Origin of the sequence: Actinomadura keratinilytica (assembly GCF_039539665.1) — a bacterium.
Taxonomy (GTDB): domain Bacteria; phylum Actinomycetota; class Actinomycetes; order Streptosporangiales; family Streptosporangiaceae; genus Spirillospora; species Spirillospora keratinilytica.
This window is the reverse complement of sequence record NZ_BAABDO010000063.1, coordinates 14,173-38,797: the sequence shown is the minus strand read 5'-3', so window position 1 is coordinate 38,797 and position 24,625 is coordinate 14,173. Positions and strand designations below refer to the sequence as shown.

The window sequence follows — 24,625 nt, the reverse complement described above, 5'->3', positions numbered from 1 at the left end:
CACGAGGGCGGAGGGGTTTGCATCCACTCGCCGTAGGCGCCGAAGAACGTGGGCGCGGGCTCCCCCGGTTCAGCCAGATTCGGCACGGTCAGGTCGGGCAGGCGGCGCGACCGCGCGTACTCCGCCAGCCAGGAGGGACGCGACAGCGCCTGCGGGGACAGCCGCACCATGGTCTTCAGGTCCAGCCGCTCGGGGATCCACGGGCTGCCCCAGTCGCGGCCTTCGGAGAACGACCAGTCCAGCGTGACGATCAGACCGGCGGCCCCGGCCCGGCGGGCGCGCTCCATCCGCCGGACCATCCAGTCCTTGGATCCCATCCAGTACATCTGGAAGAAGGTCCGCGGGTTGGCCGCCACCACCTCCTCGATCGGCTTGCTCGCAAACGAGGACAGGCCCATCGCCGTCCCGCGCGCGGCGGCGGCCCGCGCCACCGCCACCTCCCCGTCGGGATGCACCGCCTGCACCCCGGTCGGCGAGATGATCACGGGCAGCGAGATCGGCTGGCCCATGACCGTCGTCTCCTGGTCGCGCTTGGCCGACAGGTCGGCCACGTGCGGTGCGAACCCCAGCTCGGCGAACGCCGCGGTGTTGTCGCGGTACGACGCGGCCCGCTCCGACCCGGCCAGCAGCGCCCCGTACACCGACCGGGGGAGCCTGCGCCGGGCCCGCCGCTGCGCTTCGGCGACCGTCTCGAACCATCCGTTGCCCATGCCTCACCTTTCCGTCGACACGTTGAAACCGGCGAGCGGGCTCTCCACGCACGGGGACGCCGGTGGCGCCGCGGGCTCGGGGCGCCTGCCGATCTGCACCAGCACGGGCTCCGGGGCGCGTCGCTTCCGGGGCCGGGTGCGGTGCGAGTGGTCCTGGCCGGGCGCGGGCACGGTCCGCCCCGGGTCGGCCAGCGCCGCCTCGCCGTACCCCTGGACGCATTCGGGGTCGGGCCCGTCCGGCGGCAGGCCCGTGAAGAACTCGGCCGCCATGCACCCGCCCCGGCACACGTCATAGAACCGGCACGCCGAGCAGTTCTGCGGCGCGCGCAGCCGCGTGAACAGCTCCGAGGTGCGCCACACCTCGGCGAAACCGCCGTCGGTCAGGACGTTGCCCGCGCGGAAGGTGTCGTGGATGGCGAACGGGCAGGCGTACACGTCCCCGACCGGGTCGATCAGGCACACCACGCGCCCGGCCCCGCACATGTTGAGGCCGGGCGGCTTCTCGCCGAAGCCGGCCAGGTGGAAGAAGGAGACGCCGGTGAGCACGTGGTCGCCGGCCCGCACCAGCCACTCGTACAGCTCGCGCTGCTGGGCGGCGGTGGGGTGCAGCTCGTCCCGCACCTCGGCGCCCCGGCCGGACGGGCGCAGCCGCGTCAGCCGCAGCGTCGCGCCGTGCTCGTCGGCCCGCTTGAACTCGTCGAGCTGGGCGACGTTGTGGCGGGTGACCACGACCGACAGCTTGGCGTCCCGGAACCCGGCCGCGGCCAGGGCGTCCAACGCGCGCATCGCGGTGGCGTACGATCCCGGGCCGCGCACCCGGTCGTTGACCTCGGCGGTCGCGCCGTCCAGCGACACCTGCACGTCCACGTGGTCGGTGGACGCCAGGTAGCGGGCGCGCGCCGGGTCGATCCGCACGCCGTTGGTGGAGAACTTCACCCCCACCTGGTGGTCGACCGCGTACTCCAGCAAGTGCCAGAAGTCGGGGCGGACGGTCGGTTCGCCGCCGCCGACGTTGACGTAGAACACCTGCATCGCCTGCAGTTCGTCGATGACCGCCTCACACTGCTCGGTGGTCGGCTCGCGCGGGTCGCGCCGGCCCGCCGACGACAGGCAGGGCACGCACGACAGGTTGCAGGCGTAGGTCAGTTCCCAGGTCAGGCAGATCGGGGCGTCCAGCCCGCGCTCGAACAGGTCGACGAGCGAGCCGGTGGCGGAGCCGACCGCGCCGTTGTCCGCGGCCCTCGTGTCGGTCATGGCGCCTCTTCCGTGGTGCCGCGGTGGCGGATCATGTCGGCGTCGGCGAGGCCGCGCAGCGCCCTGGCGTAGGCGCCCCATTGGGCGGCGGGCACGCCCGCCCGCTCCAGCGCGGTCCGGGCGTCGGGCGCGCCGCCCAGCCCCCGCACGGCCTCCACCAGCTCCCTGCGCTTGAGGAAGGTCAGCCGCCGGTTGCCGAAGTGGTAGGCCGGCGCCCCGAACGGTTCGGGGCGCAGCGCCACCGACGGTGACGGCTCCCATGCCTGGTCGAGGATCTCGGCCACGATCGGCTTCCCGGGCCGGGCGTCAGTAGACGCCGCACATGCCGTCGATCGAGACCTCCTCGATCAGCGACTCATCCTCGAACACCGCCTCGTCGACGTGCGGGGCGGTCTCCTCAACCGACATCATGGGCTCCGGCATGACGCCTCCTCGGCTCCGGCTGGATGTTGTCATGGACTTTAATGGCACTGAGGGTCAAAAAGAAGGGTTGGTTTTGCGGTCAATGTCCGGTCGTCCCAAGGGGCGTCCGCCCGTCACCGACCGCGCCGCCATCGAGCGGGCGGCGTTCGCCCTGTTCACCGAGCGCGGTTTCGAGGCCACCACCCTGGACGCGATCGCCGAGGCCGCGGGCATCGGACGGCGCACACTGCTACGCTACTATCCGTCCAAGAACGACATCCCCTGGGGCCGGTTCGACGAGAGCCTTGCCGACCTGCGCGAGTCGCTGGCGTCGATGCCGCGCGACATCCCCGTCTACGAGGCCGTGCACCGCGCCGTGCTCACCTTCAACCACGTGGACGAGGCAGCGGTGGCCCAGCACCGGCAGCGCATGACGCTGCTGCTGCGCACGCCCGCCCTGCAGGCGCACTCGGCCCTCAAGTACCGGCAGTGGTGCGAGGTCATCACCTCCTATGTCGCCGGTCGCCTCGGCATGGCACCCGGCGACCTGCTGCCCCGCGCCGTCGGCCAGGTCAGCCTCGCCCTCACGCTGACCGCCTACGACACGTGGCTGGAAGAGGAGGACCGCACGATCGAGGAGTGCCTCGACGAGGCGCTGTCGGGTCTGCGCGCCTACTTCGCCGGCACGGTCGGATAGTCCCGCCCGAACGCGCGTGACCGGCGGCCGTTCGGCCGCCGGTCACGGTCAGCGGAGCGCTACGGAGCCGGAGCGTGCGGGGTCAGTCCTCGTCCTCGAACGCCTCGACGGCCTCTTCGTAGGCGTCCTCGTACGCCTGCTCGTACGCGGCCTCGTAGGCGGCCTGCCGGTAGGCGTCCTGGATCGCCTGCTGCTGCGCCTCGGCCATGGCCTCCGCGAGGCCGTCGCCGCCGTCGTCCTCGTCGTCATCGTCGTCGTCATCGAGCAGTTCGTTGACGACCGCGCCGGCCACGAAACCGGCGGCCGCGCCCGCCGCGACCCCGCCCCAGCCCGGGCCGCCGTGACCGTGCGACCCGTGGTGCCCGTGGTGGACGTCGTGATGGACGCCGTGATGGACGCCGTGGTGGGCATCGTGGTGGACGGGGGCGAATCCGCCGTGCCCCCCGTGCAGGTGCCCGGCGACGGCGCGCAGCCAGTTCTCCAGCTCCTGCTCCCAGGCCATGTGCAGCGCCTCGTCGTGCGAGACGTGGAAGCGGCCGAACACGTCGTCGCCCTCGGAGAAGATGGTGCCGCGGCGGTCGGCCTCCAGCACCACCGCCAGCTCGTGCGGGTTCGCCACGAACGTCAGCTCGACCTCGTTGATCTGCCCGCTGTACTGCGGCGGCGCATAGAACTCGATCTCCTGGTAGAAGGGCAGCTCCTGGTGCACCCCGGCGATGTGCCCCTGCTCGACGTCGGCGCTCTTGAACTGGAAGCCCAGCGCGCCGAACGCGTCGAGCACGCGCTGCTGTGACGGCAGCGGGCCGATCGAGACCGGGTCCAGGTCGCCGGCGTCCCTCGCCCCGGCGATCTCCAGCTCCGTGCGCACGCCCATGGCCATGCCGTGCAGGTGCTGCCCGTACACCTCGGTGAGCGGAAGCTCCCACGGCAGCGGCATCTGGAAGGGGATCGAGTGGTACTGCCCGGCTCCCAGGTGGAAGCCGCCGGCGATCGCGCCCCGGTAGAACTCCACGCCCGCGGCGCCCTCGTGGTCGCCGTGCTCGAACTCGACGTTGGTGACCAGGCTCAGCACCACCTGCTGGACGTGCACGTCGTGGTCGCCGCCCTGGATGGTGACCTCCCCGGGCAGGTGCCCGCCCGGACGGCCGTGCGACTCGTGCAGCACCGTCTCCACCGAAGGCCCGCCCACCCCGAAGGCTCCGAGCAGCCGCTTGAAAACCATGGTTCCCCTCATCTGTCGTCGTTGGCGGTCGCGGGCCCGCCGGCAACTTTCTACGACACTTGTAGCACAAAGGGTGGAGACCAACCACCGATTCCCCGCGGGGGCGCGCGGCCCGGCGCGGGGCGGCGCGGAGCGGACTGCTACCTTCGCTACTACAAAAGTAGTTCGTGGGTCGGCCGTGCCGCTCCGCCCGTTCCGGGGCGGGTTCGCCGTCCCCCGCGGGGGAGCCGAACAGGTGGACAGTCAGCACGTGCCCGGGGTGGACGACGCCCTCCGAACGGCGGCCGCGGACGCCGCCGGACCGCCGCTCGGCAGGCCGATGACCGACCTGCGCGCCGGGCGCGGAACCGGGCTCCGCCGCCCGCGCCTGGCGTTCGCGGCCGGCGACGTGGTCGTGGTGTCGGGCCTGCCCGGCAGCGGGAAGAGCACCCTCATCAGACGGGTCGTGCCGGCCCGCGACGGGCGGGGCCGCCCGGTGCGCACGATCGACGCGCAGGACGTCCGCGAGGCGTGGGAGCGGTGGCTGCCGTCCTGGCTGCCCTACGCGGTCTACCGCCCGGGCGTGCGCGCCGCGCACTACGCGCGGCTGGGGCGCGCGCTGCGGTCCGGTGACAGCGTCGTGGTGCACGACTGCGGCGCCAACGGGTGGGTGCGCCGCTGGGCGGCGCGGTGGTGCACGCGCCGCCGCGGGCGCCGCCTGCACCTGCTCCTGATGGACGTGCCGCCCCGGCAGGCCCTGCAAGGGCAGGTGCTGCGCGGACGCACCGTGCCGCCCCGCGCGTTCGCACGGCACCGCCGCGCGATCGGGCGGCTCGTCGCCGGGGCGGAGGCCGGACGGCTCCCCGGCGGCTGCGCCTCGGTCGTGCTGCTGGACCGCGCGGCCGCCGCCGCGCTGCGCGCGATCGCCTTCGACCGGCCTTCCGCGGGCCGGCCCGGCGGCACGGAGTGAACGGGAGGCGGACGGCCGGTTACCCTTCCCCGTACACCGAGGACCTTGGAGGTGGACCCGTGGCGAGACGACCGCTGGGGCAGCTGGAGGCCGAGGTGCTCGCCGCTCTCGCCGCCGCCGGCGGTCCGGTCAGCACCGCCGACCTGCGGGCCCGCATCCCCGGGGAACCGGCCTACACGACCGTCAACACCATCCTGTTCCGCCTGCACGCCAAGCGCCTGGTCACCCGGGTGCGGCAGGGCCGGCACTACCTGTACCGGCTGGCGGTGGACGAGTCGCGCCTGGTGGCCGACCGGATGCGCGACCACCTGCGGCACGCCAGCGACCCGTCCAGCGTGCTGAGCCGCTTCGTGCAGAGCCTGACCGCCGAGGAGGCCGACGCGCTGCGCGCGGTGCTGCGGCGCTCCGGCGGCCGGCCCGAGGCACCGGCGTGATCTGGCCGCTGACGTTCCTGCCCGCGGCGCTGACGCTGGTGCTGGCCGTCGTGCTGAGCGTGGCGCCGCTGCCGCTGCATCCGGCCTGGTCGGCGCGGGTGCTGGCGGTGGTCGCCGGCACCACCGCGGTGGCCGTCGCCGGCACGCTGGTGTTCGTCGGCCTCAACTACGCCGCCACCCTGGCCCCGGGCCTGGCCGACCGGTACCTGCCCGAGTGGGCGCTGTTCGGCGACGACCAGCCGGTGCCCGCCGCCCTCGGCGTCCCGGCGCTGGCGCTCACGGCGCTGACCGCCGCCGTCGCCGTGCGGCTGGCGGTCCGCTGGGCCGCCGAGGTGCGGCACGCCCAGCGCGGCGCCGGCGCGGTGGTGCAGTCGGACGTGCCGATCGCGCTGGCGGTCCCCGGCCGGGACGGCGGCGTGCTCGTCTCGCGCGGGCTGCTGCGCGTGCTGGGCGGCGTCGAGCTGCGGGTGGTGTTCGAGCACGAGGCCGCCCACCTGCGGCACCGCCACCACCGCTACCTGGCGGCCGGGGCGCTGGCCGCCGGCACGCTGCCGGTGCTGCGCCGGCTGAACGCCCGCCTGCGCTTCGCGCTGGAGCGCTGGGCCGACGAGGACGCCGCCGAGGCCGTCGGCGACCGCACGCTGGTCGCGCACACCATCGCCCGCGTCGCCCTGGCCAGGGCGGAGGCCGAGTCGTCCTCCTCGCCGCTGCCCGCGTTCACCGACTCGGGCGTCGTCCAGCGCGTGCAGGCGCTGCTGGCCGCCCCGCCCAGCAAGAACACCATCACCGGCCCGGTGCTGCTGACGGGCGTCGGCACCGCCACCGGGCTGCTGGCCTCGGCCGCCTGGCAGCTCGACCGCGCCTTCGGCCTGAGCATCCTGTGACCCGGTGGCCCGCCGGACGCGTCAGCGGCGGTGCTCGTCCACCAGCAGGGTCTGCAGGACCTGGCCGAACTCGCCGGAGGCGTCGGCCAGGGACGCCTGGGCCAGGCCGCTGCCGCGCGGACTGGCGTGCACGCGCGAGTCCATGCAGATCCACTCGCCGACCGGATCGCGGTGCAGCGCCACGGTGACGTCGGTGTTGATGACCTGCAGTTTGGCGAAGTCGTACTGGGCGCCCACGCCCGCGGCGCTGTCGGCCAGCACGAGCGCGCGCACGAGCGGCGTGTCGTCCTCGCCGGCGACCAGGGGGACGCGCGCCCGCGCCCACGTCCGGCCCGGGCCGCGCCCGGTGAACGAGCCCTCGGTGTAGCGCCACTCCATCGCCGACAGGTAGCCGTCCAGGTGCGCCTCGGGCCAGGCGACCACGGTCTGGCCCGAGGCGGGCAGCGGGGGAGGCGCCGGCGCGTGGTCGGTCGGGTCGATGTGGTCGGGGGCGGCGACGATCCGCCAGCCGGTGGCGCGGGCGACCAGGCGCTCGTCGTGGAACAGATCGCCTTCCAGCATGCTGACCCGCCGCCCCGGGCGCACCGTGCGGACGGCCACCCGCAGCGGCGCCACGGGCACCGGGGTGAGGATCTCCACCGTCACCCGCGCGATCCGCGTCCCCGGCACGGGGTCGTGCCGTTCGAAGGCCCGCCCCAGCAGCGCTGAGACCGGGCCGCCGTGCTGCAGGCCGGGCGACCACGGCCCGGCCGTGGCGGCGGTGCTGGCGAAGCGGTCCTCGTCGAGCGGTTCGTAGAACGTCTCGGCCGGCGGCGTGTCCACCTGATCTCCTCCCGATAGGTAGAACGCCATTCTAGCGACCGTTCGCCAATTCGGTGCGGGCCGCGCCTCACGGACCCGGGCGCATGCCCGTGCGGACGGCCTCGCTCCGGCCGTACACGCACAGCGCCCAGATCACGAAGACGTCCAGGGCGATCATCAGCATCGACCACGTCGGGTAGTAGGGGAGGAACAGGAAGTTCGCCACCGCGCTGACCACCGCCATGGCGATGCCGACGATCCGGGCCAGCAGCCGGCCGGCCATGATCCCCCAGCCGGTCAGCACCAGCAGGATCCCGATCGCGATGTGGATCCACCCCCATGCGGTCACGTCGACCGCGAACGCGTAGTTGGCGGTGACCACGAAGAACTCGTCCCGGGCGAGCGCGGCGATCCCGGCGATCAGCTGGAAGATGCCCACCGTGACCAGCAGGATGCCCGCGAACAGCACGACCCCCAGGGCCCAGCCGAGCCGACGCTCCAAGGTCGCGGTCGTATCCGTCTTGTCCGCCATGGCGGTTCTCCTCGCATGTCGTAGCGCGGGGCGATGCGGCGTCCGGCCGGGATATGTCCGGTCGCACGGCCTGCACGTCCTCCCCGTCGGGCGGCCGTTTCGACAGTCGTCTACCCCCGGTGCGGGGAGTTAGCCGGACGCGGGAGTCCGCCGCGGCGCCGGGCCGGCGCGGCATGCGGTCGCGCGTCCACCATTCGAGACGAACGGCGTTTCGGTGCTGGTGACGCGTCGGGTGCGGCGGATCTCGTGATCGGATTTCGGACGCGCCGCGACCGAGGTGCGGCATGCTAACGCAACGGATCCCGGTGCGGAACGCCGCTAAGGTCCCTATGCTTGCGCCTTTGGGCGCGAAGTCCGAAGCGGTGTTGCGTGCGGCGATCGTCGTTTGCTGTTCTCTCACCGACGAGAGGAGTCCGGTCGTGGGCGCGTACACACTGGAAGACCGTTACCTGCGCGAGGACGGCGAGGTCTATCTCACCGGCATCCAGGCCCTGGTGCGGGTCCTGTTCGACCGGGTGCGGCACGACCGGCGCGCGAACGGGAGAACGACGTCGGTGTTCGTCTCCGGCTACGAGGGCTCCCCGCTGGGCGGCTACGACCTGGAGCTGGCCAGACGCCGCCGCCTCCTCGACGAGTACCGCGTGGTGCACCGGCCCGGGCTGAACGAGGAGCTGGCCGCCACCTCGGTGATGGGCAGCCAGCTCACCGCCGGGCTCGGCCCGCGCACCGACGGCGTCACCGGGTTCTGGTACGGCAAGGCGCCCGGACTGGACCGTGCCACCGACGCCCTGCGGCACGCCAACATGGCCGGCACCGACCCGAACGGCGGCGCGGTGGCGCTGGTCGGCGACGACCCCAACGCCAAGTCCTCCACCATCCCCTCGGCCTCGGAACTCGCCCTGGCCGACCTGGCCATCCCGGTGCTGTTCCCCGCCGACCCGCAGGACATCCTGGACCACGGCCGGCACGCGGTGGAGCTGTCGCGGGCCAGCGGGCTGTGGACGGCGCTGAAGGTGGTCTCCAACGTCGCCGACGCCGCCGCGTCGGTCACGGTGAACGCCGCGTGGACGCCCCCCGCGATGCCCGACGGCGCCTACCGGCACAAGCCCAGCGGCCGCCTGCTCGGCCAGGAACTGGCGGGCCTGGAACGCGGCCTGCACCAGGTGCGGCTGCCGCTGGCGCTGGAGTACATCCGCGCGAGCGGGCTCAACCGCGTCGTCCACCGCGGCGACCGCGACCGGATCGGCATCGTCACGGCCGGGAAGGCCTACCTGGACGTCCGCCAGGCACTGCGCATCCTCGGGCTGGACGACGCCGCGCTGGCCCGCCACGGCATCCGCCTGCTCAAGCTCGGCGCGATCTACCCCCTGGAGCCGCAGATCGTGCGCGAGTTCGCCGCCGGGCTCGAGGAGATCGTGGTCGTCGAGGAGAAGCGCGCGTTCCTCGAACCCGCGGTGAAGGAGGTGCTCTACGGCCTGCGCGACGCCCCTAGGATCCACGGCAAGGACCTGTTCAGCCCGCTCGGGGAACTGGACCCGGACCTCATCGCCAAGGGGCTGCGCGGGCGGCTGGCCCGCCACGCCGACCTCGCCCCGCCGCCGGCGCGCGGGCGCGAGCGCGTCTCCCTGCCGCTGCTCGCCCGCACCCCGTACTTCTGCTCCGGCTGCCCGCACAACTCCTCCACCAAGACCCCGGAGGGGACCGTCGTCGGAGCCGGCATCGGATGCCACACCATGGCCCTGTTCATGGACCCCGAGACCGTCGGCGACGTCGTGGGGCTGACCCAGATGGGCGGCGAGGGCACGCAGTGGATCGGCATGGCGCCGTTCGTCGACGTCCGGCACTTCGTGCAGAACATCGGCGACGGCACCTTCACCCACTCCGGCAGCCTCGCCGTCCGCGCGGCCGTCGCCGCCGGCGTGAACATCACCTACAAGCTGCTGTACAACTCGGCCGTGGCGATGACCGGCGGGCAGGACGCGGTCGGCGCGCTGCCCGTGCACAAGGTCGCCGAGCTGCTGCTGCTCGAAGGCGCCGCCAAGGTCGTGATCACCAGCGCCGAGCCGCGCCGGCTGCGGCGCGCCGCGCGCGTCAAGGGCGTCGAGGTGCGCCACCGCAGCGAACTGCAGCGCACCCAGGAGGAGCTCGCCGCGATCCCCGGCGTGACCGTCCTCATCCACGAGCAGGAGTGCGCGGCGGAGAAGCGCCGCAAGCGGCGCCGCGGCAAGGCGCCCACGCCCGCGCGGAAGGTGTTCGTCAACGAGCGCGTCTGCGAGGGCTGCGGCGACTGCGGCGCCAAGTCCAACTGCCTGTCGGTGCAGCCGGTCGCGACCGAGTTCGGCCGCAAGACCGCGATCCACCAGTCGTCGTGCAACCTGGACTACTCCTGCCTCGACGGGGACTGCCCGTCCTTCCTGACCGTGGAGCCGGGCGGGCGGCGGCCGCGCCGGACCTTCGCGGAGCTGGCCGCGGACGCCGTCCCCGAACCCGACCGGCCCGCCGGCGCGGGCGGCGACTGCACCGTCCGCATCACCGGCATCGGCGGCACCGGAGTCGTCACCGTCGCGCAGATCCTGGCCACCGCCGCGTTCCTGGACGGGCGGCACGTGCGCACGCTCGACCAGACCGGGCTCGCCCAGAAGGGCGGCGCCGTCGTGTCCGACGTCAAGGTCACCGCGGCCCCGGTGGAGCAGGCCGCCAAGCTCGCCGCGGGCGAATGCGACCTGTACCTGGCGTGCGACGCGCTGGTCGGCGCCGACCCGGCGCACCTGCGCGCCGCCGACCCGGACCGGACCACCGCCGTGGTGTCCACCACCGAGGTCCCGACCGGACGCATGATCGTGGACCCGTCGGTGTCGTTCCCGGACGCCTCGCGCATCCGCTCGACCCTGGACGCCGCGACCGCCCGCGCCTACTACCTGGACGCGCGCGGCCTGGCCGAGACGCTGTTCGACGACGACCAGTTCGCCAACATCCTCCAGCTCGGCGCCGCGTACCAGACCGGCGCGCTCGGCGTCACCGCCGAGAGCATCGAGCGGGCCATCGAGCTCAACGGCACCGCCGTCGCCGCCAACCTCCAGGCGTTCCGCCGCGGCCGCCAGGCCGTGGCCGACCCGGACGGCCTGCGCCGGGAGCTGGCGCCGGGGGAGCCGCGGCCGGAGCCGGCGAGCGCGCCGCGGGTCCGCTCCCTGGTCGCCGCCGAACCCGGCACCGAACTGGCCCGGATCCTCGACGTGCGCGTCCCCGACCTCGTCGAGTACCAGAACGCCGAGTACGCCGCCGAGTACGCCCGGTTCGTCGAGCACGTGCGCGGCAGGGCGCCGCACGTCGCCGAGGCGGTGGCGCGCAACCTGTACAAGCTCATGGCGTACAAGGACGAGTACGAGGTCGCCCGGCTGAGCCTGGACCCGCGGCTGCGGGCCGAGATCGCCGAGCGCTTCGGCGACCGGGCGCGGGTGGCCTACCGCCTGCACCCGCCGGTCCTGCGCGCCCTCGGGTACAAGCGCAAGATCGCTTTCGGTCCGTGGTTCGCCGGCGTGTTCCGGGTGCTGCGGGCGATGCGCGGCCTGCGCGGCACCCCGTTCGACCCGTTCGGCCGCACCCGGGTGCGGCGCACCGAGCGCGCGCTCGTCGCCGAGTACCGCCGGGCGATCGAACGGGCCCTCGACGCCGCGCCCGACCACCCGCTGCTGGCCGAGCTCGCCGAGCTGCCGGACATGGTCCGCGGCTACGAGGAGGTCAAGCTCGGCAACGTCGCGCGGTACCGCGCCCGGCAGGCCGAGCTGCTGGCCGCCATCGAGTCCGGCGACCGGAGCCCGGCGGGCGCGCCGTCGTCTTGACCGGTCGCCCTGACCGGTCGTCCCGACCCGTCGACCGGCCCGCCGCGGACACCGCGGCGGGCCGCCGCGCCCCGCGGCGCGCATCGGACGGCCTCACCGCTCGCCGTCGCGCCCCGGGCCGCCCCGGCGGGAAACGCGACCGCAGCACAACCGAAACGGCGTGCACGACCTGACCGATACAGGGCCGGGGAGGCGAAGGAGTTCCGGGTGCTCACGACCCGTCCGCGTCGCCGACACGCAGCAGGCCGGTACCGGTCTCCGGACCGATTCGCGCCGTTTCTCCGTGCTCGGGGGCACCGGAACGGCCGCGGGTCCGGTCTGCGCGGCGTCCGGCGGCGGTCGCCACCGCATTCGCACCCGGCAATCAGCGAACCCGGTGTGCCGACACGGCGCGACATGTGGTACGTGTTCACCTGACCAGTGGCGGTCACTGGTCCATCCTTGTCACAGCGTGTCCGATCGGACGGGCACCGGTCACGCAGTGATCTTGCGTGGCAACATTGGAGCGAGTGCACAGTGGAAAGTGCACAGTCTTCGAAGGGATCCGAACACATGGCAACGCGACCGCACATGGCGAAGCTGGACGATGTCACCAAGTTCGCCGAGGGGCTGTCCAACGACTACCTGATGTGCCGCACCTGGGCGCACGCGTGGGACCCGCGCACCTCCGCCGTGCAGCGCGCCAACGGCCGCATCCACTGGACGGTGGAGTGCTCCACCTGCGGCACCATCCGCACCCGTGTCATGACACCCAGCGGCGGCATCGTCGGTAACCGCTACAGCTACCCCGAGGGCTACCAGTCCGGTGGCATCGGCCGGATCGGGCAGCGCGGCCTGGCCGCCATCCGCATGGAGTCGCTGAAGCGAATCGGTGGCGTCTGATGCAGGAAGTGTTGATCGTCACTTACTGCGACCGCTGCTACCAGGACGATCAGACCAAGAACGACGCCGCGCACACCGTCGAGGTGAGCATCGGCACCGACCAGGCCCGGCTCGACCTGTGCCCGCGCTGCGACGAGGAGCTGCTGGCGCCGCTGCGGGAACTGCTGCGCACCCGCGGCCCCGCGCAGCGGGCACTGGAGAAGGCCGCCGGCAACGGGGGCGAGCAGCGCCCCGCCCGGGTCCGACCGGACGTCTCGGTGCGCTGCGGGGAGTGCGACACGCAGATCGCGCTGCGCAACCGCGGCAGCCACAGCCGCGCGAGCCACGGCTGCGACCCGCAGGAGATCCAGTGGTACTTCGGTGACGACGTCACCGAGGTGTGGGCCTGCTCCTGTGGTCTGGCGTTCCCCAACGAGCACGGCCGGACGACCCACGCGCACCGCGTCGGTCACCCGCTGCCCGAGGCCACCGGTCCCCAGGCACCGCCTCGCGCCGCCTGACCGCGCCGCCTAGCCGCGCCGCCTGACGGGGCGGTGCCGCGCGGCCGGGCCCCGCGCCGAAGACGCCGCGTGTCATCGACACCGCCGCGCGTGGTCGTTCACACGCGCGGCGGAGCGGACGAACACCGCCGCTCGGCGCCGGGCGCCGGAACGCACGCCGGTCTCCAGAAACGATGAGCGCCGGGAGCGGCCGCCGCCGGTCCCGCCGGAGCGGCCACCCGCCGGGTGGCCCGCGGTGCGGGACGACCGCCCGGCGGCCCTCCCGATGAGCAGGCCGCGCAGCCGGAGGCGCCGTCGCACGTCGACCGCGCGGCGCCTCCCTCCGGCGCCCCGCGCCGCCCGCCTCGGGGCCCGCCTCACGGTCATCTCGGGCCTATACGACGCCGGCCCGGTCTCCCGCCACGTGGCGGGAGACCGGGCCGGCGTCGTCGTGTCAGGGGCCGTCGCCCCCGGTGTGCTCGGGTCAGTCGGTGCCGGACTCCATGGCGGCGTGGTCGAGCATCTCGTCGTCGGCCGGGACGTCGGCCGACACGTCACCGCGGGAGGCGATCGCCGCGGCGCCGCCCTCGGGCATCGCGCCGATCAGCCCGGTCGAGGCCGCCTGCGCGGCGCCGACCAGCGGCGGCTGCACGCTGCCGACCATGCCGAGCGCGGCGTACTGCTCCAGCTTGGCGCGCGAGTCGGCGATGTCGAGGTTGCGCATGGTCAGCTGGCCGATGCGGTCGACCGGCCCGAAGGCCGAGTCCTCGGTGCGCTCCATGGACAGCTTGTCGGGGTGGTAGCTGAGCGCCGGCCCGGAGGTGTCCAGGATGGAGTAGTCCTCGCCGCGCCGCAGCCGCAGCGTCACCTCGCCGGTGACCGCCGCCGCCACCCAGCGCTGCAGCGACTCGCGCAGCATCAGCGCCTGCGGGTCCAGCCAGCGGCCCTCGTACAGCAGCCGGCCCAGCCGCCGCCCCTCGTTGTGGTAGATGGCGAGGGTGTCCTCGTTGTGGATCGCGTTGACCAGCCGCTCGTAGGCCGCGTGCAGCAGCGCCATGCCCGGCGCCTCGTAGATGCCGCGGCTCTTGGCCTCGATCACCCGGTTCTCGATCTGGTCGGACATGCCCAGGCCGTGCCGGCCGCCGATGGCGTTGGCCTCCAGCACCAGGTCGACGGGGGAGGCGAACTCCTTGCCGTTGATGGTCACCGGCCGGCCCTGCTCGAAGCCGATGGTGACGTCCTCGGTGGGGATCTCCACGTTCGGGTCCCAGAACCGCACGCCCATGATCGGCTCGACGATCTCGATGCCGGCGTCGAGGTGCTCCAGCCGCTTGGCCTCGTGGGTGGCGCCCCAGATGTTGGCGTCGGTGGAGTAGGCCTTCTCGGTGCTGTCGCGGTAGGGCAGGTCGTGGGCGAGCAGCCACTGCGACATCTCCGTGCGGCCGCCGAGCTCGCTGACGAAGTCGGCGTCCAGCCACGGCTTGTAGATGCGCAGCGACGGGTTGGCCAGCAGCCCGTACCGGTAGAACCGCTCGATGTCGTTGCCCTTGAAGGTGGAGCCGTCGCCCCAGATCTGCACGTCGTCCTCGAGCATGGCGCGCACCAGCAGGGTGCCCGTCACGGCCCGGCCGAGCGGCGTGGTGTTGAAGTAGGCGCGGCCGCCGGAGCGGATGTGGAACGCGCCGCAGGCCAGCGCCGCCAGCCCCTCCTCGACGAGGGCGGTCCGGCAGTCGACCAGCCGGGCGATCTCGGCGCCGTACGTGGTGGCGCGCCCGGGCACCGAGGCGATGTCGGGCTCGTCGTACTGGCCGACGTCGGCGGTGTAGGCGCAGGGGATCGCGCCCTTCTCGCGCATCCACGCGACCGCGACCGAGGTGTCGAGGCCACCGGAGAAGGCGATCCCGACACGTTCACCGACAGGCAGGGAAGTGAGCACCTTGGACACGAGTACAAGTATGCACGCCAATGCATGATCATGCAACCCGATCCGAACAATGCATGGTCACGGGCGTGACCGCCGTGGTCGGGACGGTGTCCGGCGGGTGCCGCGGCGGTGCTACCGGGCCTGCTGGGAGGCGGCGGCCGCGGGGCGCAGGTCCGCGATGCCGAGCCGGTGCGCGGGCTCCTCGGGGAGCGCGATCGTGCTGGTGACGCGCAGGTCGGGGGCGGCGTGGAGGAGCTCGCCGGGTGCCAGCGGCCGCCAGCCCGGGTTGTCGTCCATGCGCTCGCTGGCGACCACCACCGCGGGCGCGGCGGCCAGGTCGGCGGAGTGGACGCGCATGCGGCCCGCGGTGCCGCTGTGGTCGAGATGCCGGTCCCCGTGGTGACCGCCGTGCCGCCGTTCGAGCACGTACAGCTCGTGGGTGTCCGGATACCGCAGCGCCCACAGCCCCCGCGGCGTCGCCAGGACCATGTTGAGCGCGTACACCGGCAGGTTCCGGGCGATCCAGCGGGCGGCGCGCACGATGCCGCTGGCGATGTCGTCGGCCGCATCGTCGGCCGCATCGTCGGCCGCGTCGTCGGCGGCGTCGTCGGCGCCGCCGGAGCGCAGCTCGCGGGTGATGAGGGCGAAGAACCGCTCGGAGTCGGTGTCGCCGCCGACCAGCGACCGGGCCTCGCCCAGCTCCGCGTCGAGCCGGTCCAGGCCCTCGATCACCCCGTTGTGCGCGAACAGCCGCCCGTCCTGCTCGAAGGGGTGGGTGTTGCGCAGCTCCAGCCCGCCGGTGGAGGCGTAGCGGATATGGGCCAGGAACGTGGCCGACCTCACCTGCTCGGCCTCCTCGGCGAACGCCCGGTCGGCGTAGGCGGCGATGGGCGCCTTGTGCACCCGCGGGGTGCCGTCGGCGTCGAAGAAGCCGAGGCCGGTGCCGTCGGGGTCGCGGTGGCTCTGGTCGCTGAGGCTGTCGGGGGCGTCCAGCAGCCAGAAGGTGGCGCGGGTGCGCCGCGGAGAACTGCTCATCGCGAAAAGACGGCACATGGACACGGCTCCTCGTCGGCGGGCCGGGGCGGCGGTCAGCGGCCGCCGCGGCGGGGGCGCCTGGTCCCGGCGCCGTGGGCGAAGGCGGCGGCGTCCTCGGCGCTCCGGCACGGCCGCGGCTGCCGCCGCAGGCGCGGCATCGCCCGGCGCAAGTCGTCCAGCAGCAGGTCCGCCAGGTCGTGGCCGAACCCGTTGCGGACCACGATCCGCAGCACCGCCAGATCGGTGCGGTTCGGCGGGAAGGTGTAGGCGGGCACCAGCCAGCCGCGCTCGCGCAGGGCGGCCGAGACGTCGAACACGGTGAAGCCGCCGACCTCCTCCCGCACCCGGAACGCGAACACCGGCGCCTGGCCGCCGTCGCTGACCAGCTCGAACGGGCCCAGGTCGGCGATCCGCCCCGCCAGGCGGGTGGCGACGTCCCGGCACGTCTGCTGGACCCGCCGGTAGCCCTCGAAGCCCAGCCGCAGGAAGTTGTAGTACTGCGCGACGACCTGGGCGCCCGGGCGGGAGAAGTTCAACGCGAAGGTGGGCACCTGCCCGCCCAGGTAGGTGACGTCGAACACCAGGTCGTCGGGGAGGGCCTCGGCGTCCCGCCACACGGCCCAGCCGACGCCCGGCATGACCAGCCCGTACTTGTGCCCGGAGGTGTTGATCGAGGCCACCCGCGGCAGCCGGAAGTCCCATTCCAGCTCCGGGTCGAGGAACGGGGCGATCATCGCCCCGGACGCCCCGTCGACGTGGACGGGCACGTCGAGGCCGGTCCGCTCCTGCAGCTCGTCCAGCCGCGCGGTGAGCTCGGCCACCGGCTCGTAGCTGCCGTCGAACGTCGACCCCAGGACGGCCACCACGCCGATGGTGTTCTCGTCGCACAGCGCCACCGCCTCGTCGGCGCCCAGGTGGTACCGGTCGCCCTCCAGGGGGACGTACCGGGGCTCCACCTCGAAGTAGTCGGCGAACTTCTCCCAGCAGATCTGGACGTTGGCGCCCATCACCAGGTTCGGCCGGTCGGCCGGACGGCCCTGCGTGCGTCGGCGGTGCCGCCAGCGCCGCTTGAGCGCCAGCCCGCCCAGCATCGCCGCCTCGCTCGACCCGGTCGTCGAGCAGCCCACCGTCCGCCGCGGATCCGGCGCGTGCCACAGCCGCGCCAGCATGTGCACGCACCGCAGCTCCAGCTCGGCCGTCTGCGGGTACTCGTCCTTGTCGATCATGTTCTTGGCGGCGCACTCGGCCATGAGCCGCCGCGCCTCCGGCTCGGCCCAGGTGGTGACGAACGTCGCCAGGTTCAGCCGGGCGTTGCCGTCGAGCATCAGCTCGTCGTGGACCATCTGGTACGCCGTACGCGGATCCATCTCCCGCGCCGGGAGCGCGTACCGGGGCACCCGCACCGGCTCCCGGCTGAAGATCGGATTGGCCTCCAGATCACGGCTGCCCCGCCCGTTGTGCCGCGGCTGCTTCAGGACCATCGCTGCACCCCCCGACCCGACGCGCCTGTCGCGGTAGGGGATGCCTTCCCGCCGGACGGAGCAGGACACCCCCCGCGCCGTCCCGGGAGGCGGCGGGGGAGAGGGACGTCGGCGGCGGAGTGAATAATCGCGGCATGATCGATGAGGTGCAGCAGGACGACCTGCGGCAGTACATCCGGTTCCTGGTCGCGTTGGGCGACGACGACTTCGACGGCGTCGTGCGCAAGGGCACCGGGTACCTGGAGGACGCCCCCGGCGCCGCGGCGTCGGCCCGGCGGTTCGCCGAGGAGGAGTTCGCCGGGCACCTGGCCGACCAGCGGACGTGGCCGGAGGTGCTGGAATCCGACCGGCTGCTGCGCGCGTTCCGCGACCTCGACCTCGCGGGCATCGTGGCCAGGGCCGACTTCACCTGCTGCCAGAGCTGCGGGGTCAGCGAGATCGGCGACGAGGTGCCGGGCGACGAGCACCACGCCTACCGCGGCTACGTCTTCTGCCACCGGCAGGACATGCAGGACGCCGTGCACGGCGACGGGCTGTACCTCTCCTACGGCGTCTTCACCGACGCCCCCGTGCAGGTGCCCGGCGGCACGGCCGCCATCGGTACGGAGGTCGCCGCGGCGCTCCGCCGCCACGGCCTGGACGTGGACTGGAACGGGGATCCCGGCGAGCGGATCGGCGTGCCCCTCACCTGGCGCCGCCGCCGCTTCGGCCGGTTCGCCGCCTGGCCGGGCGGCCCCGCGCCCGCCGCCGCCCCCGCGCCCGGCGGCCTGTCCGTCAGCTACTGCGACTACCGGCGGGGCCGCCACGAGGACAGGCCCGTGCCGGTGTCACTGGCCGAGGCGCGCACCGTCCTGCACGCCCTGACCCCCAGGAAGGACAACTTCGCCGTCTTCGAGGGCCGGTCGGGCGGGGTCGTGCAGATGCGCTGGGAGACAGGGCGCCGGCTGTGGCTGGAGAGCCCGGACCCGGCCGCCCGCTGCTCCCGCGGACGCCACGTCACCCCCGACGAGGCCGACGACCTGGTGGCCGTCCTGGCCCGGGAGGACCGGGTCGCCCTCGACCGCCTGGGCGAGGTGGAGACCGTCCCCTGGGGCTGAGCCGCCGCCGGGCCGCCGGGGGGCGGTGCTCGCTCGTTCCCCCCGGCGGCCGGTCCCGGCGCCGATCATCCGGCCTGGATCAGTCGGCCTGGCCCCACAGGTCGGGGCCGAAGACCTCGTAGTGGATGCGCTCCTCGGACACGCCCGCGGACAGCAGCTCCCGGCGGATGCCGCGCATGAACGGGATGGGACCGCACATGTAGACGCGGGCCTTGTCCGGCAGGGACAGCCCGTCGAGGTCCATCAGACCGGTGCGGATCTCCTCGTCCGCCGTCGAGGCGGCGCCGTCCGGCTGCTCGTACCAGGTGATCCGCCGGATGCCGGGCACGGCGCGGGCGGCGCTGGTGATCTGGCCGCGCAGCGCGTGCGTGCCGGGCGAGCGGTCGGCGTGCAGGGCCAGCACGGGCCGGTCGGGGGCGCCGGCCGCCAGGTGGTCGATCATCGCCGCCACGGGGGTGACGCCGATGCCCGCGCTGATCAGCAGGAGCGGGTCGGAGTCGTCGTCCAGCACCAGGTCGCCGAACGGCGGGGACACCTCCACAAGGTCGCCCTCGGCGACGTTGCGGTGCAGGAAGGTGGACACCGCCCCGTCGGGCGCGCCGTCCTCGCCGCGCACCCGCCGCACGGTGATCTGGATGGCATCGCCGGTCGGCACCCGTGACAGCGAGTACTGGCGGGGCTGGCGGAGCCCGTCGGGCAGTGTCACCGCGACGCTGACGTACTGGCCGGGGCGGTACCCGGGGACGCCCTGCCCGTCGGTGGGCTCCAGGACGAAGGTCAGCACGTCGTCGGCCTCCGGGCGGCGCTCCGCGACCCGCCACGGGCGGAACGCGTCCTCGGGCGTGCAGGCCGCCTCGTGGTAGAGCCGCGCCTCCTCGGCGACCAGCAGGGTGGCGAACAGCCAGTACACCTCCGACCAGGCCGCGTGCACCTCGGGCGTCACCGCGGGGCCCAGCACCTTGCCCACCGCCTCCAGCAGGTGGCGGCCGACGATCGTGTACTGGTCGGGGCGCACGCCGAGGGAGGCGTGCTTGTGGGCGATGCGCGACAGCAGCAGCTGGATGGAGGCCGGCCCGCCCTCGCTGGTGAGCCGCTGGGCGAAGGCGGCCACCGCCAGCGCCAGCGCCTGCCGCTGCTCCCCGTTGGCCTGGTTGCCCTGGTTGAACAGGTGGAGCAGCTCTGGATGCGCGGCGAACATCGCGTCGTAGAACGTCGCGGTGATCTGCGTGCCGTGGTCGATGACGGCGGGCAGGGTGGCCCGCACGATGTCGGCGTGGTCGGGCGACAGCATTGGTCTCCTCTCAACGGTTCAACAGGTAGTCGACGGCGTCCTCGGCGGTGTAGTCACCGCCGGGCTCGTCGACGAGGTCGGGGAGGAAGCCGAGGTCCTGCCCGAGCGTCAGAAGCGGCGGCTCGATGTAGCCGTCCGGGCGGTGCTGGGCCAGACCGATCCCGGCGACGAGCCCGTTGCACAGGCAGCGCCGCCCGGCGGTGTCCTCCGCCGCTCCGCCTTTACGTATGTACTCGTCGACCGGTTCAGCGGGGCAGCGGTAGCCGACCGCGCCGTTGGCCCTCACGTAGGGGGTACGCAGATAGCCCAGATCGCACAGCCGCGGGCGGTCGCGGTAGACCTCCTCCTCGGACAGCGTGCCGGGCAGCTCCGCGACCTTGAACGGGAATCCCGCCGGGGAGGCGGTCGGGTCGTTGCGCACCCGCAGGTCACCCGTCAGGGCGGCCTGGACGAGCCGCCGCCGCAGCCGGGGGTCCAGGCCCGACTCCCGGCACAGCGCGAAGATCGTGCCGGCCTGGATCCCGGCGGCGCCGCACGAGCGGGCCGCGTCGGCCGCGCCGGGGGCGGCGTGCCCTCCGGCGAGCCAGAACGGCGCCCCGAGCGCGGCGATCTTCGCCGGGTCGACGCGGTCCCGCGGCCCGTACACCGGCTCGCCCGCCTCGTCCAGCCGCAGCCGCCCGCGCGGCGGGGCGCTGTGCCCGCCCGCCACCGGGGACTCCACGACGAACCCGTCCGGGCGGGTCGCCGGGGACCGGTGCAGGTATGCGGCCAGCACGGCGGAGGAGACGATGGCCAGGAACCGCGGCCGGGCCGGCGGCGCCGCGGCCGCGGCCCCGGTCAGCTCCGACGGGGTGAAGGCGATGGTGCGGCCGCGTTCGGCGCCGGCGACGGTGACCGTCAGCTCGCCGGTCTTGCCCGCGGCGAACGCGTCCAGCAGGGCGGGGATCTGCGTGGGGATCCCGGCGCCCATCAGCACGTAGTCCACTCCGGCGAGCATCGCGCCGTACACCGCGGCCGGGGTGGCGAGCTGGATCTTCTCCAGGTAGTTGATCCCGACCGGGCCGCCGTGCCCCTGCCTGGCCAGCCACACCTCGGCGAAGTTGGCCGCGACGGTCAGCTCGTCGCGGGCCCGGGAGGGGCGCAGGCCGAGCCGGGGCACGGGGCGGAACGGGCGCCCGGGCGCGATGCCGCCGGGGACGAAGTAGCGCCGCAGGATCCGCTCCGCCACCTCGGGGACGGGGAAGGCGCCCAGCGCCCGGCGCAGGTGGCCGCCGGGGTCGCCGAGCTGGAGGCGGCGCGCCAGCAGGGCGTCCAGGGCCACCCCCGACACGACCCCGAGCTGCCCGGTCCGGGCGACGGCCCGCGCCAGCCGCCACCCGGAGACCCCGGCTCCCATGCCGCCCTGGATCAGGACCGGGAGGGAGGGCTCAGCCACGGCGCACCCGCGCGTCCCCGGCACGGCGGATCCCGCCGGCGGCGGAGGGGGTCGCGATCGGCAGGTCGGTGCCGACGGCGCCGCGCGGCGGCCGTCCGGGGCCGATGGGCATGGAATCGTCCTCCTCGGGATGCGCCGACACCGGCGGCTGTGCACCCCGCCCCCGGGCCGGCCTGCGTGCCGGTGCGCCGTCCGCCGGACATCGGCGGCGGCCGAGTCACATCCTGGGTCACCGGTCCGGCGCGGCGGCCGGGACTTTGGTCCCGAAAAGGAAGACCTTTCGGCACACCGGGACGTGCGGGGATGTGACGTCCGGCACGCCCGCGGTCAGGCGTCGTCGCGCAGTGGCGCGCGCCACACCAGGAGCGTGCCGCCGCCGGGGCGCGGCCGCGTCCGGAAGGAGCCGCCCAGCCCCTCGGCGCGCTCGGCCATGTTGCGCAGCCCGCTGCGGCGGCCGCCCTCGGGGATGCCGACGCCGTCGTCCTCCACGCGCAGCACCACCTCCTCGTCGCGGACGTCGACCGCCAGGTGCGCCTCGCCGGCCCGGGCGTGCCGGGCGACGTTGGACAGCGCCTCCCGCGCGACGGCCACCAGGTGCTCGCCGATCTCGTCGGGGACGGCGGTGTCCAGCAGGCCGTCCAGCCGGACCGACGGGGCGAAGCCGAGGTTCTCGGTGGCGGCGTCGGCGACCTGGTGCAGGCGGTTGCGCAGGCCCTGGTCGTCGGGCGGGGTCTGCAGGGCGAAGATGGTGGAGCGGATCTGCCGGATGGTGTCGTCCAGGTCGTCCACCGCGCGCTGCACGCGGACCGCCACGTCCCGCCGCTGCGTGATCTTGCTGGCGCTCATCAGCGTCATGGCCGTGGCGAACAGCCGCTGGATGACGGTGTCGTGCAGGTCCCGGGCGATGCGGTCGCGGTCCTCCAGCAGGGCCAGGCGCTCGGCGTCGCGGCGCCGCCCGGCCAGCTCCAGCGCCACCGCCGTCTGGCCCGCGAACGCCTCCAGCAGCCGCTGCACGACGTCGCTGAACGCCGCCGTGCTCGGCGGGTTCACCAGGGCCAGCACGCCGCGCGCCGAGGCGCCCAGCCCCAGCGGGACGACCAGCAGCGGACCGGGCTCCGACCCGGCGGCGAGGTCGGCGCCGTGCGGCACGGTCGTGCCGTCCACCACGCGCAGCGACACGCCGGTGCGGAACACCTCGGCGGCGGCGCCCTCGTCGATCGGCACGCGCAGGCCCGGCGGCGGGTCGCCGTGCGCGCCGTCGGCGGCCTGCAGCACGAACTCGCCGGCGCTCTGGTCGGCCAGCCACACCCCGGCCACCGCGGCGTCGGCGATCTGCCGGGCCCGCCGCGCCACCAGCGTCATGGCCTGGTGCGGCTCGGTGCCCGACAGCAGCGCGGTGGAGATCTCCGCCAGGGCCTCCAGCCAGCGCTCCCGGCGCCGCGTCTCGTCGTACAGCCGGGCGTTCTCGATCGCCACCCCGGCCGCCGTGGCCAGCGCGACCACCATGGCCTCGTCGTCCTCGTCGAACTGCGCGCCGCTGGCCTTCTCGGTCAGGTACAGGTTGCCGAAGACCTCGTCGCGGACCCGGATCGGTACGCCCAGGAAGGTGCGCATGTGCGGGTGGTCCGGCGGGAACCCGTAGGCCTCGGGGTGGGTGGTCAGGTCGGCCAGCCGCAGCGGCCGCGGCTCCTTGATCAGCAGGCCCAGGATGCCGCGTCCGTGCGGCCACTGCCCGATGGCCTCGATCCGCTCCTCGCTCACCCCGACGGCGACGAATCGAGCGAGCCGCTCGCCCGCCCCGCCGATCACGCCGAGCGCACCGTACCGGGCGTCCACCAGCGTGGTGGCGGCCTCGACGATGCGCCGCAGCACCGTCTCCAGATCCAGTTCGCTGCCGATCGACACGACGGCCTCCAGCAGCGCGTGCACCCGGTCGCGGGTGACACGCGCCGCCTCCAGCCGCGCGTGCAGCTCGGCCAGCAGATCGTCCAGCCGCAGCTGCGGCAGCATCAACCTGACGCGTTCGTCGTCGTCCTGAGCCACCGGCCAAGTCCTCACCGTAGGCGCGGGCGAAATGAGGGTTCGAAAAAGCAGTTGTGCGGCGCCCGTTCGCTGTTCCCCGGGCGTCACCACGAGGTTAAGGGATGCCCTCGGCGACCCCTCCTCCGGGCATGCGGGCTCCGCATTGGTCCTGTTGATCAGAGGACCTTCGTCCCTGGGGGGCCGGTTGCGCCGCGGCGAGGCTGGGCGTGACAGCAGCATGTGGAGGTCCGCAATGCCCCACCCCTTCGCCACGCACGTCGGCGTCCGCCGCCTGGTGACGGCGGCGATCGCCGCCCCGTCGGTGCACAACACCCAGCCCTGGCGGTTCCGGTGCGCGGACAAGCGGGTCCTGGAACTGCACGCCGACACCGAGCGCCGGCTGCCGGTCCTGGACCCGCGCGGACGGCTCCTGCACATCAGCTGCGGGGCGGCGCTGCTCAACCTGCGGCTGGCGATCCGGGTCACCGGGCACCGGCCGCTGGTCCAGCCGATCCCCGACCCGCGGCGGCCCACCCTGCTGGCCGCGGTGCGGGCCGAGCGGGCGCCCGGGCCGACGCTGACCGACGCGGAGCTGTACGCGGCGATCCCGCTGCGGCACACCAGCCGCCGGCCGTTCTCCAAACGGCTGGTGCCGCAGGAGGTCCGCCGGGAACTGGTGGCCGCCGCCCGGGCCGAAGGGGTCGCCCTGAGCCTGCCGGGGCCGCAGGCCACGGCCTACCTGCTCAGCCTGATCGCCGCGGCGGACCAGGAACTGGCCGCCGACCCCGGCTACCTCGGGGAGCTGGCCCGCTGGACCTGCGACGGCGGCCGGACCGACGGCGTCCCCTCGTACACCTTCGGGCCCCGGCCCAGCGGGCGCGGCGTGCCCGTGCGCGACTTCGGCCTCGCCCGGCCGGTGTCCGGACGGGAGGTCGACCACTTCGCCGCGCGGCCGCAGCTGGGCGTGCTGATGACCCGCGGCGACGAGCCGGAGGACTGGCTGCGGGCCGGGCAGGCGCTGCAGCGGGTGCTGCTGACCGCCACCCGGCGCGGGGTGTCGGCCTCGCCGATGACGCAGCCGCTGGACATGCTGGACCTGGACCGGGAGCGGGATCTGGAGCGGCGGCCCGGCATGCCGCGCGCGTCCGGCCACATCCAGATGATCATCCGCTTCGGGTACGGGCCGCCGGTGCCGGGCTCGCCCCGCCGTCCCTTCCCCGAGGTCCTCGAACGCGCCTGACCCGGCGGACGGAAA

22 protein-coding genes are annotated in these 24,625 nt (G+C 74.2%); 9 read left to right on the top strand and 13 right to left on the bottom strand.

What is annotated here, in order from left to right; translation table 11 throughout:
* From ABD879_RS19815 to mftA, 4 genes are all read right to left on the bottom strand, one after another.
* Positions 1-710 (bottom strand): alpha-hydroxy-acid oxidizing protein (locus tag ABD879_RS19815; protein WP_345022974.1); only part of this gene is annotated, 710 nt, incomplete at its 3' end.
* A gap of 3 nt (positions 711-713) precedes the next feature.
* On the bottom strand, positions 714-1,964 hold the full coding sequence (gene mftC, locus ABD879_RS19810) for a mycofactocin radical SAM maturase (protein ID WP_345022973.1): 1,251 nt from the start codon (positions 1,962-1,964) through the stop codon (positions 714-716).
* Positions 1,961-2,248 carry a mycofactocin biosynthesis chaperone MftB gene (gene mftB, locus ABD879_RS19805; RefSeq protein WP_345022972.1) on the bottom strand — a complete coding sequence of 96 codons (288 nt, stop codon included), beginning with the start codon at positions 2,246-2,248 and terminating at the stop codon, positions 1,961-1,963. The genes mftC and mftB overlap by 4 nt, the downstream gene beginning before the upstream one ends.
* A gap of 22 nt (positions 2,249-2,270) precedes the next feature.
* Positions 2,271-2,387: a mycofactocin precursor MftA gene (mftA, locus tag ABD879_RS19800; protein WP_345022971.1), complete on the bottom strand. Its 117-nt coding sequence runs from the start codon at positions 2,385-2,387 to the stop codon at positions 2,271-2,273.
* Positions 2,388-2,469: 82 nt separating this feature from the next.
* Between mftA and mftR the strand changes: the two genes are divergently transcribed.
* On the top strand, positions 2,470-3,063 hold the full coding sequence (mftR, locus tag ABD879_RS19795; RefSeq protein ID WP_345022970.1) for a mycofactocin system transcriptional regulator: 594 nt from the start codon (positions 2,470-2,472) through the stop codon (positions 3,061-3,063).
* Positions 3,064-3,145: 82 nt separating this feature from the next.
* On the opposite strand, the gene ABD879_RS19790 is transcribed toward mftR, so the two are convergent.
* Entirely contained in the window at positions 3,146-4,285 is a 1,140-nt protein-coding gene (locus ABD879_RS19790) for a sporulation protein (protein WP_345022969.1), read from the bottom strand.
* Between the two features lie 235 nt (positions 4,286-4,520).
* Here ABD879_RS19790 and ABD879_RS19785 point away from each other — a divergent pair, with 235 nt between their 5' ends.
* Genes ABD879_RS19785 through ABD879_RS19775 form a run of 3 tightly spaced genes read left to right on the top strand, consistent with a single transcriptional unit; the run spans position 4,521 to position 6,552 of the window.
* Complete coding sequence (locus tag ABD879_RS19785) at positions 4,521-5,234, top strand: AAA family ATPase (RefSeq protein ID WP_345022968.1); 714 nt, start codon at positions 4,521-4,523, stop codon at positions 5,232-5,234.
* Between the two features lie 59 nt (positions 5,235-5,293).
* Positions 5,294-5,668 (top strand): BlaI/MecI/CopY family transcriptional regulator, encoded by a 375-nt coding sequence (locus ABD879_RS19780; RefSeq protein WP_345022967.1) that lies wholly within the window; start codon positions 5,294-5,296, stop codon positions 5,666-5,668.
* The gene (locus ABD879_RS19775) at positions 5,665-6,552 is read left to right on the top strand and encodes a M56 family metallopeptidase (RefSeq protein WP_345022966.1); all 888 of its coding nucleotides are present in this window, start codon (positions 5,665-5,667) and stop codon (positions 6,550-6,552) included. Before ABD879_RS19780 ends, ABD879_RS19775 begins: the two co-directional genes overlap by 4 nt.
* A gap of 21 nt (positions 6,553-6,573) precedes the next feature.
* Here the strand turns inward: ABD879_RS19775 and ABD879_RS19770 are convergent, their stop codons facing one another.
* Both ABD879_RS19770 and ABD879_RS19765 read right to left on the bottom strand, forming a co-directional pair.
* The gene (locus tag ABD879_RS19770) at positions 6,574-7,374 is read right to left on the bottom strand and encodes a thioesterase family protein (RefSeq protein ID WP_345022965.1); all 801 of its coding nucleotides are present in this window, start codon (positions 7,372-7,374) and stop codon (positions 6,574-6,576) included.
* A gap of 67 nt (positions 7,375-7,441) precedes the next feature.
* Positions 7,442-7,885 carry a DUF7144 family membrane protein gene (locus ABD879_RS19765; RefSeq protein ID WP_345022964.1) on the bottom strand — a complete coding sequence of 148 codons (444 nt, stop codon included), beginning with the start codon at positions 7,883-7,885 and terminating at the stop codon, positions 7,442-7,444.
* 284 nt (positions 7,886-8,169) lie between these two features.
* Between ABD879_RS19765 and ABD879_RS19760 the strand changes: the two genes are divergently transcribed.
* The 3 genes from ABD879_RS19760 (at position 8,170) to ABD879_RS19750 (ending at position 13,106) form a co-directional block, all read left to right on the top strand.
* On the top strand, positions 8,170-11,724 hold the full coding sequence (locus ABD879_RS19760) for an indolepyruvate ferredoxin oxidoreductase family protein (protein WP_345022963.1): 3,555 nt from the start codon (positions 8,170-8,172) through the stop codon (positions 11,722-11,724).
* Between the two features lie 552 nt (positions 11,725-12,276).
* A complete protein-coding gene (locus tag ABD879_RS19755) occupies positions 12,277-12,606 on the top strand; it encodes a hypothetical protein (RefSeq protein ID WP_285493475.1) in 330 nt (109 codons plus the stop codon).
* Positions 12,606-13,106, top strand: coding sequence for a hypothetical protein (locus ABD879_RS19750; protein ID WP_345022962.1), 501 nt, complete (start codon positions 12,606-12,608; stop codon positions 13,104-13,106). Before ABD879_RS19755 ends, ABD879_RS19750 begins: the two co-directional genes overlap by 1 nt.
* Positions 13,107-13,569: 463 nt before the next feature.
* On the opposite strand, the gene argG is transcribed toward ABD879_RS19750, so the two are convergent.
* From argG to gad, 3 genes are all read right to left on the bottom strand, one after another.
* Positions 13,570-15,030, bottom strand: coding sequence for an argininosuccinate synthase (gene argG / locus ABD879_RS19745; RefSeq protein ID WP_345022961.1), 1,461 nt, complete (start codon positions 15,028-15,030; stop codon positions 13,570-13,572).
* Positions 15,031-15,141: 111 nt separating this feature from the next.
* Complete coding sequence (locus tag ABD879_RS19740; RefSeq protein ID WP_345022960.1) at positions 15,142-16,062, bottom strand: class II glutamine amidotransferase; 921 nt, start codon at positions 16,060-16,062, stop codon at positions 15,142-15,144.
* A gap of 35 nt (positions 16,063-16,097) precedes the next feature.
* Positions 16,098-17,525, bottom strand: coding sequence for a glutamate decarboxylase (gene gad / locus ABD879_RS19735; RefSeq protein ID WP_345022959.1), 1,428 nt, complete (start codon positions 17,523-17,525; stop codon positions 16,098-16,100).
* A 134-nt stretch (positions 17,526-17,659) separates the two neighbouring features.
* Between gad and ABD879_RS19730 the strand changes: the two genes are divergently transcribed.
* Positions 17,660-18,622: a DUF6891 domain-containing protein gene (locus ABD879_RS19730; protein WP_345022958.1), complete on the top strand. Its 963-nt coding sequence runs from the start codon at positions 17,660-17,662 to the stop codon at positions 18,620-18,622.
* Between the two features lie 79 nt (positions 18,623-18,701).
* Here ABD879_RS19730 and ABD879_RS19725 read toward each other — a convergent pair whose 3' ends face one another.
* From ABD879_RS19725 to ABD879_RS19715, 3 genes are all read right to left on the bottom strand, one after another.
* Positions 18,702-19,913 (bottom strand): globin domain-containing protein, encoded by a 1,212-nt coding sequence (locus tag ABD879_RS19725; RefSeq protein ID WP_345022957.1) that lies wholly within the window; start codon positions 19,911-19,913, stop codon positions 18,702-18,704.
* Between the two features lie 10 nt (positions 19,914-19,923).
* On the bottom strand, positions 19,924-21,348 hold the full coding sequence (locus tag ABD879_RS19720) for a beta/alpha barrel domain-containing protein (RefSeq protein ID WP_345022956.1): 1,425 nt from the start codon (positions 21,346-21,348) through the stop codon (positions 19,924-19,926).
* Positions 21,349-21,675: 327 nt separating this feature from the next.
* Positions 21,676-23,358, bottom strand: coding sequence for a GAF domain-containing sensor histidine kinase (locus tag ABD879_RS19715; protein WP_345022975.1), 1,683 nt, complete (start codon positions 23,356-23,358; stop codon positions 21,676-21,678).
* Positions 23,359-23,623: 265 nt separating this feature from the next.
* On the opposite strand from ABD879_RS19715, the gene ABD879_RS19710 reads away from it, so the two are divergent.
* Positions 23,624-24,610 carry an Acg family FMN-binding oxidoreductase gene (locus ABD879_RS19710; RefSeq protein ID WP_345022955.1) on the top strand — a complete coding sequence of 329 codons (987 nt, stop codon included), beginning with the start codon at positions 23,624-23,626 and terminating at the stop codon, positions 24,608-24,610.
* The last annotated feature ends 15 nt before the right edge of the window (positions 24,611-24,625 follow it).